Source organism: Microcoleus sp. POL10_C6, assembly GCF_036701585.1.
Lineage (GTDB): Bacteria > Cyanobacteriota > Cyanobacteriia > Cyanobacteriales > Microcoleaceae > Microcoleus.
In genome coordinates this window covers 59596-77800 of record NZ_JAUBRB010000003.1, presented here as the reverse complement: position 1 = coordinate 77800, position 18205 = coordinate 59596, and the positions used below count along the sequence as shown (strand labels likewise).

16 protein-coding genes and 1 tRNA gene are annotated in these 18205 nt (G+C 46.4%); 5 read left to right on the top strand and 12 right to left on the bottom strand.

All coding sequences use genetic code 11. From position 1 onward, the window contains the following. Positions 1-147 precede the first annotated feature (147 nt). From QUA34_RS02630 to psbX, 4 genes are all read right to left on the bottom strand, one after another. On the bottom strand, positions 148-1599 hold the full coding sequence (locus tag QUA34_RS02630) for a trypsin-like peptidase domain-containing protein (RefSeq protein ID WP_333327056.1): 1452 nt from the start codon (positions 1597-1599) through the stop codon (positions 148-150). A gap of 109 nt (positions 1600-1708) precedes the next feature. After that, the gene (locus QUA34_RS02625) at positions 1709-2833 is read right to left on the bottom strand and encodes a redoxin domain-containing protein (protein ID WP_333383893.1); all 1125 of its coding nucleotides are present in this window, start codon (positions 2831-2833) and stop codon (positions 1709-1711) included. 354 nt (positions 2834-3187) lie between these two features. Next, on the bottom strand, positions 3188-3997 hold the full coding sequence (locus QUA34_RS02620; RefSeq protein ID WP_333383891.1) for a Ycf66 family protein: 810 nt from the start codon (positions 3995-3997) through the stop codon (positions 3188-3190). Positions 3998-4277: 280 nt separating this feature from the next. Next, positions 4278-4397: a photosystem II reaction center X protein gene (psbX, locus tag QUA34_RS02615; RefSeq protein WP_333041933.1), complete on the bottom strand. Its 120-nt coding sequence runs from the start codon at positions 4395-4397 to the stop codon at positions 4278-4280. 213 nt (positions 4398-4610) lie between these two features. On the opposite strand from psbX, the gene QUA34_RS02610 reads away from it, so the two are divergent. Then, positions 4611-4895, top strand: a complete 285-nt coding sequence (locus QUA34_RS02610; RefSeq protein ID WP_333383890.1) for a YggT family protein — start codon at positions 4611-4613, stop codon at positions 4893-4895. A gap of 81 nt (positions 4896-4976) precedes the next feature. Here the strand turns inward: QUA34_RS02610 and accC are convergent, their stop codons facing one another. Beyond that, entirely contained in the window at positions 4977-6332 is a 1356-nt protein-coding gene (accC, locus tag QUA34_RS02605) for an acetyl-CoA carboxylase biotin carboxylase subunit (protein WP_333383888.1), read from the bottom strand. Between the two features lie 228 nt (positions 6333-6560). Here accC and QUA34_RS02600 point away from each other — a divergent pair. The 4 genes from QUA34_RS02600 (at position 6561) to QUA34_RS02585 (ending at position 9214) form a co-directional block, all read left to right on the top strand. Next, a tRNA-Leu gene (locus QUA34_RS02600) sits at positions 6561-6644 on the top strand. Between the two features lie 293 nt (positions 6645-6937). Then, positions 6938-7150: a helix-turn-helix domain-containing protein gene (locus tag QUA34_RS02595; protein ID WP_332973393.1), complete on the top strand. Its 213-nt coding sequence runs from the start codon at positions 6938-6940 to the stop codon at positions 7148-7150. Between the two features lie 225 nt (positions 7151-7375). Continuing rightward, a complete protein-coding gene (locus QUA34_RS02590) occupies positions 7376-8266 on the top strand; it encodes a 3-keto-5-aminohexanoate cleavage protein (RefSeq protein ID WP_333383884.1) in 891 nt (296 codons plus the stop codon). Positions 8267-8398: 132 nt separating this feature from the next. Beyond that, positions 8399-9214 carry a sulfite exporter TauE/SafE family protein gene (locus tag QUA34_RS02585; protein WP_333383881.1) on the top strand — a complete coding sequence of 272 codons (816 nt, stop codon included), beginning with the start codon at positions 8399-8401 and terminating at the stop codon, positions 9212-9214. A gap of 3 nt (positions 9215-9217) precedes the next feature. Here the strand turns inward: QUA34_RS02585 and QUA34_RS02580 are convergent, their stop codons facing one another. The 7 genes from QUA34_RS02580 to QUA34_RS02550 all read right to left on the bottom strand — a co-directional run bounded on the left by QUA34_RS02580 (position 9218) and on the right by QUA34_RS02550 (position 18034). Next, positions 9218-9544, bottom strand: a complete 327-nt coding sequence (locus QUA34_RS02580) for a hypothetical protein (protein ID WP_333383878.1) — start codon at positions 9542-9544, stop codon at positions 9218-9220. A gap of 80 nt (positions 9545-9624) precedes the next feature. Further along, on the bottom strand, positions 9625-10302 hold the full coding sequence (locus QUA34_RS02575; protein ID WP_333327076.1) for a DNA-binding response regulator: 678 nt from the start codon (positions 10300-10302) through the stop codon (positions 9625-9627). Between the two features lie 307 nt (positions 10303-10609). After that, positions 10610-10888, bottom strand: a complete 279-nt coding sequence (locus tag QUA34_RS02570) for a hypothetical protein (protein WP_333327078.1) — start codon at positions 10886-10888, stop codon at positions 10610-10612. Next, a complete protein-coding gene (locus QUA34_RS02565) occupies positions 10851-11210 on the bottom strand; it encodes a DUF6972 family protein (protein ID WP_333327080.1) in 360 nt (119 codons plus the stop codon). The genes QUA34_RS02570 and QUA34_RS02565 overlap by 38 nt, the downstream gene beginning before the upstream one ends. A 158-nt stretch (positions 11211-11368) precedes the next feature. Beyond that, a complete protein-coding gene (locus tag QUA34_RS02560) occupies positions 11369-12640 on the bottom strand; it encodes an FAD-dependent hydroxylase (protein WP_333383875.1) in 1272 nt (423 codons plus the stop codon). A gap of 218 nt (positions 12641-12858) precedes the next feature. Then, on the bottom strand, positions 12859-16362 hold the full coding sequence (locus tag QUA34_RS02555) for a PAS domain S-box protein (RefSeq protein WP_333383872.1): 3504 nt from the start codon (positions 16360-16362) through the stop codon (positions 12859-12861). Positions 16363-16903: 541 nt separating this feature from the next. Then, a complete protein-coding gene (locus QUA34_RS02550; protein ID WP_333383869.1) occupies positions 16904-18034 on the bottom strand; it encodes a serine/threonine-protein kinase in 1131 nt (376 codons plus the stop codon). Positions 18035-18205: the final 171 nt, after the last annotated feature.

Sequence of the window (18205 nt, the reverse complement as noted above, 5' to 3'; positions counted from 1 at the left end):
GGAAGAAGTCAGTAGTCAGTAGTCAGTAGTCAGTAGTCAGTAGTCATGAGTTATTTGTTAGGTGCTACCCATGCCCAATGCCCCATACTTCGACTTCGCTCAGCACAAGTGCTCAATGCCCAATGCCCAATGCCCAATGCCCAATTTTCAACGGACTGTTAGAGTATAACGACCCCGGCCCGCAGCATCGTAAGCATTGACAATTACGCGATAGCGACCCGTAGCGGGCAAAGTAACGGTCAGAAACGCATTTTTAGTCGAATCGCTCTCATCGTCATTTTCTGCCACTAATCGGCCGTTAGGGTCAAAGATGGCCACATAGGGATCGAAATCTGTACTTTCGAGGGAAATGGCTACAGACTGACCCGATCGACCTTCAAAAGTATACTCTCGATACAGACTGTTGTCAGACGGCAATACTGGGCCGCCTGCGACTAAAGCGCCTTCTTCTTGCAAAATCGCCCGAGAAGGCGCGGTAGGAGCACTCGCTTTCAGTTCTAACGTATAAGCCCCTGACTGCTTAGCTTGGTAGGAATTTGCAACTAACGTGTAAGTCCCGTCTGCTGGCAGCCTGACTGTAATTCTGGCGTCTTTACTGCCTGCCCCGTCATCGTCTTGGGCGATTTCGCGCTGGTTGGGCCCGAGCAAAATTAAATAAGGGTCAATTTCTTGACTTTTCATTTCTATTGTGATTTGCTGGCCCGCTTTTCCCTCAAACGAGTAGAGGTCAAAAAAGCTGTTGTCGGTGGGCAGAACGCTAGACTTCTCGGTGAGGAGACCGCTAACGGCGGGCCCGTTTAACGCAACTTTTTGAGGTGATTTGTTGCCACCAAAGGGCGATCGGGCTTGAGCCACGCGGGGAGCCCGCCCTTCTCGCACTGCTGTCAGGAAAGCGGGTAATTTGTCTGCGGAAATTGCAAAACCGATACCGATATTACCTCCACCCCGACCGCGAGTAAAAATAGAAGTATTGACGCCGATTAATTCTCCTGAACTATTTAGCAGCGGGCCTCCTGAATTGCCGGGATTGATGGCGGCGTCGGTTTGAATTAAGCCCCGCTGCTGGTCGATGCGGCTGACGATTCCGACTGTAAAAGTACCTTGAAATTGACCGAATGGATTGCCGATCGCAAATGCTTGTTGCCCGACTTTTATCGAACCGGGACGGGCTAAAGGAATTGTGGGCAAATTGTTTTGATTGCGAATCTTAACCACGGCTAAGTCTAGACCTTCTTCCCCGAATCCGACCACATCGGCGACAAGTTTTCTGCCGTCTGACAAAATGATATTGACGGTACCGCCTGCCGAAACAACGTGGGCGTTGGTTAACACCATGCCGTCGGGGCTGATAATTGTGCCACTGCCGTTAGATTTATCTGTATCGACTGTAACAACGGCCGGACTAGCCTTTTCGTAGACTCGAATATTGGTTTGTTCTTCGACAGTTTGGGCGATCGCACCCTGGGAATGCACCGAGTTAAATTCCGTTAAATCTGTTGATTGCCGCACAGGGGATGTCGTAACAACCGCAGTAGCGCTGGTTGCAACCCCAACCGTTAAAATTCCCGATACTGCTAAACTTAGAAGTTTGAAATTCATGGCGATCGATTATTATTTAGCGATCGGTAGCTAGGAATTAGGTTTGGTGGCTAACCGCTAACTACCTTTTCTAATTATTTTAAGACTTGCACCACGGTAGTGACATTCCTCACGCCGGTTCTCCAACTCGGGAATCTGAATCAGCAGCTAAATACTTAAAATTAGCTTGTCGTACCGCAGCATCCTCATTGCCGTAGAAAAAAGACAGCAAAGCAAAGCGCTGGCCGCTAATCACTGGCGTCGCTTCATGCAGCAAAGAACACGAAAAAATAATCGCCGTGCCACAATCGCCTTTATAACCGTGCGGCGCGTACTCTGGAAACCGTAAAAATCCCCCCGTGTACTCTCCCACATTCAAGTTTAGCGTCATCGCAAACCTGCGGTGCAGGGTAGCTTTGCTAGTGTTGTCGCGGTGTGGGCGAAAATAACCGCCGCTGTCAGCATCGTAACAACCTATCAAGTACCGTTCAAACCTGGTAATTGTAAACTGAAAAGCTTTTTCTACTTCCGGCCGCACCCGGCGCAAAATAATCGAATTCAATCGCTGCTGTAACTTCGGGTCTTCAATAAAGAAATCTCGGCGCTTCTTGAAATTCTCGTCGTGAATGCCAAGAGTTTTCCCCTCCACTTGCCTCATAAAGCCGGAAGGACTGCCACCGTGAGTTTTGTACATATCGATTAAACTGCGGCAAGAGGCTTTGTCCAAAACATTAGGAATTACCAACACCGGGGCGTGGCGAGTGGCTGATCGGGCTTCCTCAATTGGGGGCAAACTTTTGAGAAAATCTAATACTTGCTGGGCGTGTTGGTGCGGTTCGCCCATCGGCAAAATATTAATTACCTGAAGGTTTTCGTTGAGTACAAAAGTTTGGGGTGAATAGTGAACTCCGGCAACTCCATTTTCTTCGACCTCTCGGAAAACACCGTACTGCTGACTGACTTTTTTGTCTAAGTCCCAGAAAAATATGAATGACGGAGCAATTGTTGTTGGTCTGTTTTGTTCTTTGTCTGCTGGGTCAACGCTCACTCCAAACCTGGGTACTTGCAAGCTTTGGAATTCTTCTGAAAGCTCTTGAAACCTTTTGAGGATAACTTGGATTTGTTCAAAAGCTGCGCTGGCAAAGAAAAACAGCACGACTCGCCGGCCGCCAACAGTCGGGAAATGAAATAAGGGGTTATTTGTAGAAGGAACGGAAAACCAGGGAGCCGGATCTCCTATTTCGAGTAATGGCATCTTGCTGATTTAAGATTTGGGATTTTATATTTAGATTATGATGCTGTCGATTAGTTCCACAGATTCGGTATGTTAAAAAATGTTTTGAAAAAAAATTAGCTTTTATATCATTTCCGGTTACACCGGAATGATGTTGACTGTTGACTGTTGACTCAAATTTACTATTCCGATGCTAACGGATTTGATATTAGTTGTGTATCTCTCTGTTTGTCTGGGATTTCACCCTCGCACTTTACAGTCTTTTTAATCACTTTCATATCTGAGAATAAGTAGATGGGCATCAATAAACGCAATTTATTTTTTTGCCTGCGGGCACGAGAAATGTTTAGTTTCACCCATCTACTTAGTGTTTGCCTATTTGTCGAAACTGGGGGAATTATCCGGTTGGTCTTCCGGGTATTCTACAGGTCGATACTCCACGTAATCTGACGGGGGTGCTTCCACGTCGCGGTTGCTGGGGCGAGACCTGGATGATTCCGTAGGACGGGGTTTTTTGGTTCTCGGCGGCGTATCGGAACTGCGGTTTTCCGAAGCTGGGGGGCGACTGCTGCGGCTGCGGGTCGGTCTTTCTTCGGGGGTGTCTGACACGTCCCAGTTGTCAGACTCTTGGGCAGGCGGGGCTTCTGGGCGAGAGGGACGTTTGCGCGAGGATCGATCGGGCGAGTCGGGCCTGGAGGTGTTAACGCTGCCGTTGCGATTCGAGGGGCGGCGGCGGGGTTCGTCGTCGTAGGCTTCCCGAGAGGAACGGTAGTCTTGGCTGCCTCTAATCCGGGGACGCTGCGGATAGTCTTCCTCTGGTTCTAGCTGTTCCATGTCGGCATCGTAGCCGTCGTAACCGTAAGCGTTGCTGACAGGTCGGTCTTCATCTACGTATTGGGCGCGACTTTTGGCTTGGGCTGTGGTCGCTCCTCGCAGCTTAATGCTTTCTGCTGCAAAAAATATGGCGGAACCCGTCAGCAGAAATTGACCGAATGCCAGAATTGGGTCAAGCCGCCATCCTTGAAATAACAGAATACCGCCGCACAGCAGGCCGACTGCTGCAAAAAAAATATCGTGGTCTCGGGCTAGTTTGGGACGCCACGATCGCAGAAAATACAGTCCTGCCCCTGCTACTGCTAGGATAATCCCTAACAGGCTGCTCCAGTTCAATCCTAAATTGACCATTAGCCTATCTCCTATGTCTTTCCTATGTTAGCGAGTTAGATTTTACATCTATCATTAAGTCTGTCAGCCCGACTGTGCTTTCTGGGGCAGCGTCCGGTCAGGGTTTCAGCTTGGGAAGTGAGTATAATAATGAGTTTAACGGGAAAAAACCTCAGCTTGGCAGTCAACTGAAGGTTTTGCCTTGACAGTTGCTGGCAGCCGAGGTTTCTCGGATCGGGGAAATGCCCGACGTGCAGGCGAAAATTGAGTTTCACGCCGGACTTAAAGACCTGCGGACTTTTTAGGTGCGCTTGATTTTGTCTTTTTGGCTGATGAAGATCAGGGCGATCGTTGCTGGAATCACTACCACTGTCACGCCCACCAGCAGGCTGTACAAAAAGTTCGCGAGAGAAGGAGTCATAGATTCAAAGCCTTTGTTACAACAATTTGATTTTTATTAATTTTATCAGGAGTCAGTTGTCAGTGGGCAGTTGTCAGTTGTAAGTTGTCTGTTGGCTACTTTCGTATGTTGAACCCAGAATATCGGAAAAAGTCTGGTTTCGATCGCACCTGGGAAACAGTTAAAATTATGAATAGCAGACTTAACAAAACTTAAAATTTACAGAATAACCCTATGACTGGTATTACCGTTACAAGTTGGATTCTAGGCTCTGTCCTAGTGCTGATGACTTTGCTGTTCATTTTCCGCATCGTTCTGACTTGGTATCCCCAGGTCAACCTCAGCAAATTGCCCTTGAGTCTGATTGCTTGGCCCACGGAACCTTTTTTAGCCGTAACTAGAAAGATTGTACCCCCGATCGGCGGGGTGGACATTACGCCGATTATTTGGGTGGGTATCTGTAGCTTGCTGCGAGAAATGATTCTCGGTCAGCAAGGGCTACTGACGATGATGATGTAGAAGTTGGCGGTTGACTGTTGACTGTTGACTGTTGACTGTTGACTGTTGGCGGTTGACTGCCAACTGCCAACTGCCAACTGACTAATGACCGTTTTGGTTCAAGAACTGTTCGACGAAATTCGTGTAAACTTCGCCGCTGAGAAACTCGGGGGAATCGAGGATTTTTTGGTGGAAGCTGAGGGTGGTAGGAACGCCCGTGATGGCGCATTCCCGCAATGCCCGTTTCATCCTGCGGATGGCTGTCGGTCGATCGCGCCCCCATACAATTACTTTACCGATTAAAGAATCGTAGTAAGCGGGTATTTCGTAATCGGTGTAAACGTGAGAGTCCATCCGCACGCCGGGGCCACCGGGAGGCAAATAACCGCTGATTATGCCGGGATGGGGTCGGAAATTGCGATCGGGGTCTTCGGCATTGATGCGGCACTCGATGGCGTGGCCATTGAGAACTACTTGGTTTTGCTTGATTTGCAGTTTTTCTCCTTGGGCGATGCGAATTTGTTCGGCTATCAAGTCGAGGCCTGTAATCATCTCGGTGACGGGATGTTCTACTTGGATGCGAGTGTTCATTTCCATGAAGTAGAACTTGCCTGATTTGTCAAGCAAAAATTCGACAGTACCCGCACCGGTGTAGTTGATGGATTTGGCGGCGGCGACGGCGGCGTGACCCATTTGATCTCGCAGTTTCTGCGTGAGGGCGGGGCTGGGGGCTTCTTCGAGGAGTTTTTGGTGTCGGCGCTGAATCGAACAATCTCTCTCGCCGAGGTGGATGACGTTACCGTAGTTGTCGGCGAGGATTTGGATTTCGATGTGCCGGGGTTTTTCGATGAATTTTTCGAGGTAAAGTCCGGGGTTGCCGAAGGCTGCGTCGGCTTCGCCTTGGGCTGCTGAGAATAGTTTGGGGAGTTCGGATGCTTCTCTCACTAGCCTCATCCCGCGGCCTCCACCACCGGCTGTGGCTTTGATCATCACAGGATAGCCGATGTCGCGGGCGATCGACAAAGCTTCGCGATCGTCTGCCAGCAATCCGTCGCTACCGGGAACTGTGGGGACTTTCACCCGCTGCATAGTTTCTTTGGCGGTGGATTTGTCGCCCATCGCCCGCATGGCTGCCGGAGAAGGGCCGATGAAGGTAATTTGATGGTCAGCGCAGATTTCGGCAAATCGGGCGTTTTCGGCGAGGAAGCCGTAACCGGGGTGAATGGCTGCGGCGTTGCGTGTCAGGGCTGCCGCGATGATGTTGGGGATGTTTAAATAGCTTTTGCTGCTGGTGGGGGGGCCGATGCAAACGGCTTCGTCTGCCAACTGGACGTGCAGGGCGTGTTTATCTACGGTGGAGTGTACGGCGACCGTGGCAATCCCCATTTCCTCGCAGGTCCGCAATATGCGGAGAGCTATTTCTCCCCGATTAGCGATTAAAATTTTCGAGAACCCCATCTTCGCTGCTTAATTCACTCAATATTCTGTACAATAATGCCTTTCGGTATGTTCTGGATAATCGTTTTGCAGAAATTGTTCACAAAAATTTATTTTACATTTTGCTGGTAGTGGTGCTATGATTGTAAATCGGCGGTGTCAAAGGGCAAGTTACAAGTTAAATGTCAGGAACCTCAACCTGTGAATCTTTAACTCGTAACGCAAAAATCCCGGAGATTGCCAGAAAGAGCGGATGTGGCGGAATTGGTATACGCGCACGCTTGAGGTGCGTGTGGCAATATGTCCTTGCGAGTTCGAGTCTCGCCATCCGCATTGAATATATAAAACAACTGTTGACAGTTTTGGCTGTCGGCAGTTGTTTTATTTTTGATGGGTGGGTAGTCAGAAACCGGGTTTTTGCGAGAATATTTGGTTACAGGCGAAGATTTGGTGAAAAACCCGGTTTCTTTGATTTGTGGGTGAGTACCATCGGGTGCGGATTCATCAGATATCTTTAAGTACGATCGAACTTCTGACAGATCCGCACCCTACAAAATACTGTTTAACTGTCGATCGACAATTGTGTTTGAATTAAAAACATAGATACTTATCGTTTGTCAAGTAGAATGGGGTTAGTTAGGTTCCGAATCCGAGAGTTGGCTGACGAAAAAGGATGGACGCTAAAGGATGTTGCCGATCGATCGGAGGTTCCGTACAGCACAGTCAGGCACTATGCTCGATCGGAAGGACTAGCAACGGTTGATATCACATCCATTCAAAAGATAGCTCGCACGCTCGATGTTTTGATTGAAGAGTTGATGGATGTTGTCAAAGAATGAACAGCCAGTACCGAGTGTCGGCAGTTGTTTTATATTAAGTGATTTTTTCGATCGAGGCTTCTTACCAAGAAGTGTGATATAATTTCTTTCTTTTGTAAAATAATTATCCGTTGTGGAAGGGCGATCGAACTTAGCATTTTTTATTACCCGTGTCACTAACCTAATGGTATAGTTAGCAGTATCGTTGCAGAGCTCAGATACGGTACCGTTATTTAAATAAATAATATGTCTAAGCACCCGGTAATTATCACGTGTGCAATCACTGGCCATCGCACTACTAGGGCAATAGCTCCTGTCCCGTTAACGCCAGAAGAACAAGCAAAATCCGCTCAAGAAGCACTTGAACAGGGAGCGGCGATTATACACCTGCATGTTCGTGGCGATAATGGCGAAGAATCTCTCGCTCCAGAGCGATATTATGAAGCTATTTCTAAGCTCAAACAAATTGTTCCTACTCCGCTCATCGAAATCAGCCCACGTGGAACAGACAGGTTAGCACAAGGAGCAGAAAAATTTGAACGGGGTAATTTGGTGAAAATATCTTCTGCAATGTGGGGGAATAAGCCTCAACTCCAGCCTGAGATGTGTGCGCTTAACCTGTCAACACGGAATATTGATGAAAAAACAATCCTCCTAAACCCGCCACATGATGTAAGAGAGCAGATTGAACGTATTTACAGTTTAGGGCTGATCCCTAGATGCGATATTTACGATCTGGGAGATATCCGAGTAGCCTTAGAATTGCTGGAAAAAGGTATCTTAAGAGAGCCGCTTCATTTCCTCCTAATTCTAGGAAGTTATTCAGGGATTGGAGCGACATCTCAAAATCTGGAGTACATGGTTAAGCAATTGCCAGAAAAATGTCACTGGACAGCGTTGGGTACTGGCAGTCGATATAACTATTTTATAGCAGAACAAGCTATTCTACTTGGGGGGCATATTCGCACAGGATTTGAGGACGAAACCTATGTCCGAAAAGGACAAAAAGCGAGATCGAATGCAGAATTAGTGGCGAATTTAAGAGGTATTTGCGAAAAATTAGGGCATCCCATCGCAACACCTGAGCAAGCTCGCCAAATTCTTGGGATGCAAAAGCAGCCACAGCACTCATTCTGACGGTTCGCTCATTTTAAGCTAAGTTTCCAGAATTTGCCTCGACAGAATCTGGTTTCCAGCCGTCGTTTCAAAACTCCTGTAATGAAGCGTGAATTGAGATGCCCACTACCCTCTTTCTTCATAATTTTTACCATGACACAAGTAAGTGTTAGTAGTATTTTAGGTGTGTTACATTTGTTTCCGATTGGCATAATTGTTGGAATTATTTCTGCTCTCCTTGGTATTGGAGGCGGCTTACTTTATGTTCCAGCCCTTGCCGCAGTGGGCGCCTCACCTATTCAGTCTGTTGCAACGAGCTTAGTTGCAATTAGCCTTGGTGCACTTTCTGGAACAATCCAGAATTGGAAAATGAACTCACTTAAAATTGAAACGGTTTCCTTATTAACCTTCCCAGCAATGCTAACAACGGAAATAGGAGTTGCTATTGCTAATGCTTTACCTAGTAAATGGCTATTATTGAGTTTTGCTGGTCTCCAGATAACTGCAATCTGGCTGATAAACTTGAAAAAGCAACTTCAAAACAAAGAGAAAAAAGCCGCACAAATTCATTTGTCTGACTCGCAGGTAAATTCAACAGGGCCACTTTTAAAAACTCAAGGCATTGGATTGATAGCTGGAGTTTTATCTGGTTTGTTTGGAGTAGGTGGAGGGATTGTGATGGTTCCCCTGCAAGTTCTGTTTCTTAAAATGCCCATTAAAGAAGCTGTACAAACCAGCTACGGAGCTATTGTATTAATTTCATTATGGGCCGTCAGTCGTTATGTAATCGCAGATTCTAGTAATGTATTGATATTACCAGGATTAATGCTGGGTTTGGGATCGTTATTTGGCGCAAATTTTGGTGCTAGGCTGTTGCCAAAATTGTCAGATAAATTAGTCCGATTTCTATTTACCGGGTTGTTGATTTTTTTAGCGGGCTATATGTCGTTACAAGCTTTGGCTATGTAAGTTTCAACATACAGCACTGTTTATGTATAGCAACCGCCAAGATATTCGGGACGTTCTTAATCGCTGGAACGATTGATTGCTATTATAGCCTTTTTTAGGTAAATGAGGTGCGTCGCTATCTAAAATTGGCAATTTCAATCTAACAGGTCGCAGCGCGTGATTTTTCTGACCTTCCTCTGCCCGGTTTTCTGCTACTACCTCGCAAACTTGCAGAAACCCCGAATCTACCAATTCTAAGTTAGCCTCTAAAATCTGCAGTTCCTCACCGTTGGGGCAATTCAGGAGTGTCTCAATCAATTGCAGATAAACTTGGGCGCGGGTTTCTTCCATTGTGGGGAGTTGTCAGTAACACCGATGTTTATTTTACCATGATTGGTGGTTTGGCGGTTGACGCTCCCCCGTATCAATTTCTACCCCATCCCGAACAAGTAATCGAAATTACCCTCTCCCACAGAGTTTTTAAGCGTATTGATAATTTTCCTTGTATTATCGTGAGGCCCTTCAATATAACAATGTTTTCCATTGCGACCGAATTTCAAGCCAATTTCGCTGGTTGATTCTCCTAAATGAGCCTTCGACTGCTCGAAATCGCGATGCGGTTCAAAGCCTAATGTTTTGGCATAAGCGATCGCACCCCAAACCAGGGCTTGTGCTTGCTCTAAACTAATCTCCTCGTACTCTTGCATAAACTGCGAGTAAGAAAGCTGAACGAAATTTTTATATTGGCTATCGTTGCAGTTACGTGGCGGGATGACATCCTTAACTCCCAAACACCAGTAGTCGATCAAATAAGAGGCTGTAACAAAACGATTGTATCCCTTGGAACGGGTAACAACCACTAAACCCAAACCGCTCGTTTCAGAGGTTTCATTCCCCAACAATACCTTCGCAAAATTTACATCCACGAGACATTGAGCAACGGGCAATAACTCTCCTTTTTCGGCGCTAGCGAGGGCTGTTTGTTCTGCATGAGATTGAAGAAAGGTACTGACTTCGGATGCTTTCAATCCTAACTTTCGGGCAATTTGTTTGGGCGTTAATTGGCGATCGCGCAGGTTGAGAATTTCTTGTTCTTGTTCGGGCTGCATGGTTTTTCTATTACCGTCAGGGCTGGTTTCGAGCTGAGTCGATCATTGTACCGCGTTTTTGCGACCAACTTCGTAACATTGCCAAGATTGAGGAAAAAACCCGGTTTCTTTGATGGTGCAAGTGGCGAAAAACCTCGGTTAGCCCGATAGTCCGCCAGGGGTTGAAACCCCTGTCTCATAGCAAAAGTCCCCTGAAGAGGACTAAAGAGTTTTTCATTTTTATCTCGGATTTTCAGTCGGTTTCAACCGACTTTCGCTATTAGCCAGGGGTTAAAACCCCTGGCGGATGTGGCGACACCACTTTATTTTATACTTCTCGTAAAATCCGACTATTCAAACGCTCATATTCATCCTCTAGTAGCCACATTTTAGCAGATTCGTAATTGTCAGTGGTAAAAATAACTTTATAATTTTGGGCCGGGTTGTGAATGCAAAATTTCCCGGAAATTTCCTTGACTAACATCAGGATATAAGGCGGAGATATCAGAGTATCGGCCCAGATTTCCGCAAACTCCCACTCAGTCTCTTGCTCTGATTCTTGACTAATTTTAGTAGCTTGTGCGGGGTCTTGTGCGAGGTATGACATGGTATTTACCTGTAGTTTTTTTAATCTTTATTTCACCGTAATTTAGTGGTATCTGAGTACCGTCTGCTTTCAGTATATAACCAATTGGTTCTGAAAAGTACAATCCATAGCGTTCATAATTGTCCTCTACATCGTCCTCTCCTGTGCGTTCCCCTCTTAGCTTAATTTCTGCGGCCACTCTTTCCATTGTTTCTCTATCATTAAAGAGATGGACGATTCCTTCGCTTTCAAATTCACTTTGGGCTTTTTGGGTTCCGGGGAGATGTTTATCAATGAGAGTGGTTCGAGTTTCTAGAGTAATTTCACGGTCAATTCCACTCATAGCTCTGTTCTATCTTAATTATATACCATTCATCCATGAATTTAGTTTAGTCTTGGAACCACGGGTGGCCAGAAACCGGGTTTTTGCGACAGACTTGGTGACAGTGCAAAGATTTGGAAAAAAACCCGGTTTCTTTGATGGTGGGTGGGTGTACAAACCTAATTTTGCGCTAATTCTGGCGGCCGCCCCATCAAGCCTGTCATCAAGCGCAAAGCTAAAAACCTAACTGGGGGAATTGTCCGCAAACACCACAATCCAAAGCGGCGAAATGCTACAATTGGCAGCCAAGTATTGGAAAATAATCTGTCTAGAAAATCGGTAAATCCTAACACGATTAAATTCTCTTTTTTGCGCCAGTTGTGATACCGTTTCAATACTCGCAAATCGCCGATGTCTTCGCCTTTTTGGTGCGCTTGCTGCAAGATTTGGGCGATCGCCCCTGCGTCTCGAATGCCCATATTCAATCCCTGGCCGCCCACGGGATGGCAGCAGTGGGCCGCGTCGCCAATTAGTGCTAATCTGGGCAAAACGTAGCGATCGCTCTGCATTAACTGCACGGGAAACAAAAAGCGATCGCTCTCCAATTCCAAACGCCCCAAAAGCCCGCCCGTGCGCTGTTCCAACAAAGTCAAAAACTCTTTTTCATCCATTTGTTGCAAAGCTTTCGCTTCCGCGTGGGGTGCTGTCCAAACTACTTGACAGCGGTTCCCAGGTAATGGTAAGACTCCCATCGGGCCGCTCGGCCAAAAGCGCTCAAAAGCGATATCATTGTGCGGTTTTTCTGCTTTAATAGTGATAGCAACGCAGGATTGCCAGTATTTCCAGCCGCGAGTGCTGATGTTGGCTTCGGTGCGGATGCGCGATCGCGAACCGTCGGCGGCGACTAATAATTTGGTGCGAATAGTCCGAGTTTCGCCGTTTTGTTTGACTTCTATTTCGGCGCAATCGGTTAAATATTTTACCTCGACTACTTCCGCCGGACAAACCCAACTGAAGTTCGGGTTTTTTGCCAAAGATTCTTGCAAAGCTGACAGCATGACTCCGTGCTCGCCAACGTAACCTAAAGCTGCTTTTGGTACGGGCAATTTGCCAGTATTTCCCAAATCCGGGCGGTGGAATTCGACGACGCCGGGATAGTCGCCGTCGCAGAGGCTAATTTGCTCGAAGGTGGTGATTTGCGGCAAGATTTGCTGCCACACGCCGATACCTTCTAAGATCATTCCTGATAGCAGGGTGATTGCATAGGCTTGTTTTTTGGCGGCGGCGGCGGCGGGGAGTTGGGTTTCAATTATTGCGATTTTTAATCCAGAATCTTTTAAGGCGCTGGCTAAGGTGGCCCCCACTATGCCGCCTCCGACGATGGCTATGTCAAAGTCGAGTGTCGGTGTTTGCGTCGAGGCTGTGGTTGGAGAAAGTAGGTTTACAGGCATTTTCAAGGGATTTTGTCAAAGTTAATTGGATTGTTACTTTTTTATTGTAAAGAATTATTTCGATTTAGGGCGATCGAGCGAGGGAGACGGGAGATGGGGAGACGGGGAGATGAGGAGAAATTTATGATTAATGACAAGCATCAACGATCAACTGCCCACTATCAACTGCCCACTGCCAACTGTTAACTGTCAACTGTCAACTGTCAACTGTCAACTGTCTAATGACTCATGACCATTTCCTTTGTGTTTTCGGCAGCCAGCGCTGATACTTCCTGGCAAATGGGAATCTCGATGACAAACTCTGCACCTTCCCCGGGTGTGGAAATACACTGCAATTTGCCTCGGTGTTTTTCAACTATAATCTGATAGCTGATTGACAGTCCCAAGCCTGTGCCTTTGCCGACGGGTTTAGTCGTAAAAAATGGGTCGAACAACTTGCCAATGACTTCTTGATGGATTCCCATCCCGTTGTCGGCAATGCGAATTGTTACTGTGTCTGAATTGGCAATCGTGCTAATCCGAATTCTGTTGTGGTGAGCATATATTTCTTTTGAAGAATGAGTGCTGTTGTACTCTTCGAGGGCGTCGATCGCATTTCCTAAAAGATTCATAAATACTTGATTTAGCTGACCTACATAGCACTCGACTGGTGGAAAATCCCCGTATTCTTTGATAATCTCAATCGCTGGACGAAGTACATTAGCTTTGATCCGGTGCTGCAAAATTAGCAAAGTGCTTTCGATTCCTTCGTGAATATCTACTCGCTTCATCTGCGATTCGTCGAGTCGGGAAAAGTTGCGTAAGGATACAACTAAGTCGCGGATGCGATCGGCTCCTACTTTCATTGATTCCAAAATCTTCGTAAAGTCTTCCATTAAGTAATCAACTTCAATATCTTCGGCTGCTTCTACAATTTCTGGGACGGGATTTGGGTATTTTTCCTGGTAAAGGTGGAGCAAACCAAGCAAGTCCGTGGCGTATTCCTTGGCGTGGGTAATGTTGCCGTAGATGAAGTTAATCGGATTGTTAATTTCGTGGGCGACGCCGGCGACTAGCTGCCCAAGAGAAGAGATTTTTTCGGTTTGGATTAGTTGAGTTTGAGCTTGGTGCAACTCGTGGACAGCTTTTTCGAGCTCGGCTGCTTGCGATCGATACTGTCCCTCGGACTGCTTGAGTGCTTCCAAAACTTGGACTCGATCGCTAATGTCGGTGTGAGTTCCCACCCACTCGCGAATGCTGCCGTCTGCTGCCAAAAGAGGGACGCCCCGGACCCAGAAGTGTCTGTAGCTGCCGTCTGCTGCCCGCAACCGATGCTCGACTTCGTAGAGACTTTTTGTTTCTATGGCCCCCATCCAAGCTTGAATTGTGCGCTCGCGGTCTTCTGGGTGCACTGCTTCTATCCAGTTGTCCTTCTCTTTCCAACTCATGCCCGTATAAGCTATCCAATCAGGCTGAGGCTTGTCGAAGATTCCACTAGGGTTGGTCGTCCAAACCATCTGTGCGGTAGCCATTGCCAGCGATCGATATCTTTCCTCGCTCAGACGCACAGATTCTTCGGCTTCTCGGCTGGCTGTCACGTCGCGCAAAATAGCTGTGAATATGATTTCGCCTGCAACTTCGAGTTGGGAAATAGAAGCTTCGGCGGGAAATTCCGTACCGTCTCGGCGGCGGGCGAAAATTTCTTTGCGGTTGCCCATGTTTCGGGCTTGTTTAACGTCGCCGAAATTGCTGACGAGGAGACTGTGAAGGGTGGCAAAAGCTTCGGGCAACAGCAGACTAAGGGATTGCCCGATCGCCTCAGCAGCCGTCCACCCGAAAATCTTTTCTGCACCTTGGTTGAACAAGATAATTTTTTGCTCAGCATCCACGGAAATAATCGCGTCGTCGGCAATTTCTACAATGCCGGCGAAACGAGCTTGAGACAGTTGCAGGGCTTTTTCAGCGTGTTTGCGATCACTGATGTCGCGGGCGATCGTCGAAATGTATGTGAGTTGGTCGTCCGGTGAGGAGTGGGAGATGATGACTTGGCTGACGGGAATTTCGAGTCCCGATGCTGACACGAAGGCTGTTTCTCCGCTCCAAAAGCCTTCGGAAACAGCGGTGGCGATCGCTTGTTTCAAAGTGCTGTAGTCTGACGCTGCCGTGAATTCTAGAACTTGTCGCTTGGATATATCTTCGTTTTCGCCTATACCCACCATTTTTCTGCCGGCTTTGTTAATGTAAATGGCGCGTCCTTCGAGGTTGTAAGTACCTACAAAATCGGGGGTTGCTTCCAGAATTGCTGCCAGACTTCTGTTGGCGATTTCGGCTTTTTTGCTTTCAGTAATATCCCGCGCGATGGTAACTATACCGCTAATCTTGCCTAACCCGTCCCGGTAAGCACTTTTTGTAGAAAGAAATGTCCGCAAATTTCCTTTAACTGGCAGCTCTTCTTCGATGGCTTCCGTTGTTCCCGCTGCCATAATTGGGCGATCAGTTTTCCTAATATTGCCCGCGATTTCCGGCGGAAATAACTCGCTGTCATCTCTGCCGATAATGTCGTCTACAGACTTGCCAATTATACTGGCTCCCGCAGCATTAAGCATTAAGTAACGACCCTGAATATCTTTGACAAATAGGGCTGCGGGCGTACTGTTGATGACTGCCATCAACAGGTTGTAGTTTTTTTGAAGCGCCTGCTTTGTTGTTTGAGAGTCAAAAATTTGCTGCTGCAATTGCTCGTTGGTGATTTGCAGTTGGATAGTCCGTTTCTCAACTTGATTTTCTAAGTCTAATTTAGCTTTCCTCAGTCCCAGTTCCGCTCGATAGCGCTTCCGGTCTGCGCTGCAGAGAGTTTTGGCATTCTGCCAAATCAGAACTGTAAAAATAATCACGTTCAATACGCTTAATAGCGATATCCCTACCTCCGGCGTGTACGCTTGTAACCGATCTCCCAATAGGATGAAATAACCGACTAAAGGCGGGATAATGATTGCCCGTGGCAACAAGCGCCTCGCCATGATGCCGCCCGCGCGATCGCTCGTCATTACTGCTATCAATCCTCGCTCTGGACTGGCAAATAAAATGCCAAAGCTCAGCAACATAAATGCTGCGGAAGTGTGCAAAGCCATCCCTGTATTATTGCCAATTTGGTAAAATAAAGCTTTGTCGTAGAAATAGCCTATCAAACCCGTAAATGCAATTAACAATGCTGAACAGCTTAAGATTTGAATTCGCAGGTATTTAGGCCGACGTTCTGACAGCAGCAGCAGCGCTGTTCCCAGGAATAAAAAAGCAGCAGCAGTATTCGGCGCCATGCGTCCGGGTGTTCCGGTAATTGTCAATGTGTAACTTTCTTTAAATAGCAGTTGGTCGATGCCTAAGTCTAAATTAAAGCTATATTGAACTAGGGTTAATATGCTAATTAATATAATTGAAAATGAGGATACTAAAATTAAATTTTTGTAATTTTTTTGAGGCTTTCTTGCTGTTAATTTGGCGCGCCGGATCTGTTGGATGAATAGAGAAAACCCGCCCAAAATAAAGCAGACCGCAGTATTGGCTTTCATCGTCACGAGTCCGGGCAGAATGCTTTTTAAGAGTTGCAGATCGAATATCCAACCCAAAATGACTGTACAGCCGATCGCCATTACTGCAATACTCGCTTTTTTGGAAAAAGACTCGACAGCAGCCATTCGGGTTGAGGGCCTTTGCAGTTGTTGTGCTCGTTCAAAAACTTCCAATTTCTCGATCCCTCTAATTATTTGGTTTCTACGTATCTAAGGTAACAATAAACACTCGAGCGATAGTGTTGCCTACTATACAAAGCTGCTTAAGATTTTCTCAAAGCTGCTAATCATAAAATATGAATTATTTTATCTAACTTTAGAGAGATCGTCAAATGAAGGTTTAAGGCTCTTATGTAGAAGGCATTCGGCAGAATTGACTAATTTTTTTATGTGTAAATTTTAATAAAAAATTCCTTGTTCCTTGTTCGTTGTCCCTTCGATTTCGGAAATTGGCGGCCGATTCATCGGCAAGACGGAGTGTTTTTACTCAGTACATCGAGGGCTAATGGTAGCGGATGAATCACTGTGCAACAAGATCACTCGCATTGTAAACTGGCTGCTGTGGCTGTGGGAAATGTGGCACAACAGAGAAGACTCGGCGCTTGAAACCGCTACTAAAAAAACAAAGTCCCAGCAGAGAGGGACTAAAGAGGGGATATTCAAGTCGGATTTGGTAACTGTCAACTGACAACTGACAACTGACAACTGACAACAGTCAACTAACTCCCAAGTTTTGAAGTGCTTCCAAAGCTTCGGTTGCTGAGGGGTAACGCTGGGGGAAAGCGTACAGCACCATCTGGTCTAAAACGCGAGCCAACTCCGGGGTGACAGTTGCATTTTTCTGCCAGATGAGATTCCCTAAATTATCAACTCTGAGTTGTTTCGGGCGCATTCCTGTCAAGGCTTGAATCCCCATAAGCCCGACAGCATAGATGTCGCTGCACAATTTCGGGGAACCGATGGCTTGTTCAGGGGGAATATAATCTTGCTGAGTACCGCCACGCGATTTCGTTTGACCGATGCTGTTTTGTGAAGTGTTGATTTCTTTAACGGCCCCAAAGTCAATTAATACCATTTTGTTATCAGATGTGCGCCTGATTAAGTTTTGAGGGTGAACGTCGCGGTGAATTACATCTTGTTTGTGAACAAAAACAAGCACTTCCAAGATATCTTTCAACAAAGCGATAACCTGATGCTCTTCCCAGGGTTGACCTTCGATTAGTTCTTGATACAAGGGTTGCCCTTCGATGAATTGATAGACTAAATAAAAATATCCATCTTCTTCAAAACGAGCTAACAATTCTGGTATCCGATCGTGTTGACCCAATCGATATAAAACCCGCGTTTCTCGATCGAATAACTGGCTGGTTCTCTCAGACTGGCTTTTCAGGCGCTTGACGAGGCACAAAGGTCGATCGGGCAAATTTTCATCTTCAGCCAGATAGGTATCGCTGTACTCGGTGTTCACCAAATGTTCTCTAATTCGGTAACGCATCCGCAGCAGCTTTTGCAACATGGGATCGACAGAATTAGCTGGTTGTGTGCCTTTTTGCACAGATCTCATGATGCAGTCCCAAAGATTTGCTCCGACTACTCTTTCTTCTTGTCCAATAATTTCTGCTTGCTTCAGTACCTTGGTGAGGTCTTTCCACAAGTTATAGCCAACATACCGCCCCAGGTAGCCCACTGTGTACCCGCGGGCGATCGGATCGTTTTGCTGAATTTCTTGGTACGTCAAACCCCCTACAACGCCTCGAATTATCGACTGTTGCAACCGACTCAGGTGTTTTTCCGTTTGTTCGTATACCAGATTGTCCAAAAAAATTATTGCTTCTTCTACCGTCATAGTTTCATGGCTTAAGTTAGTTGTGCAGCAGCAACACATTTGGTTTTTATATTTCTGTTATAGACGGTTGGGTTAAAATTTACTAGGTTTTTTGATTCGTGAAATATATCTTGATAAATATGACTTTTATGAATCAAGATTGTGAATTATATGAAATTCATTTACTTGACA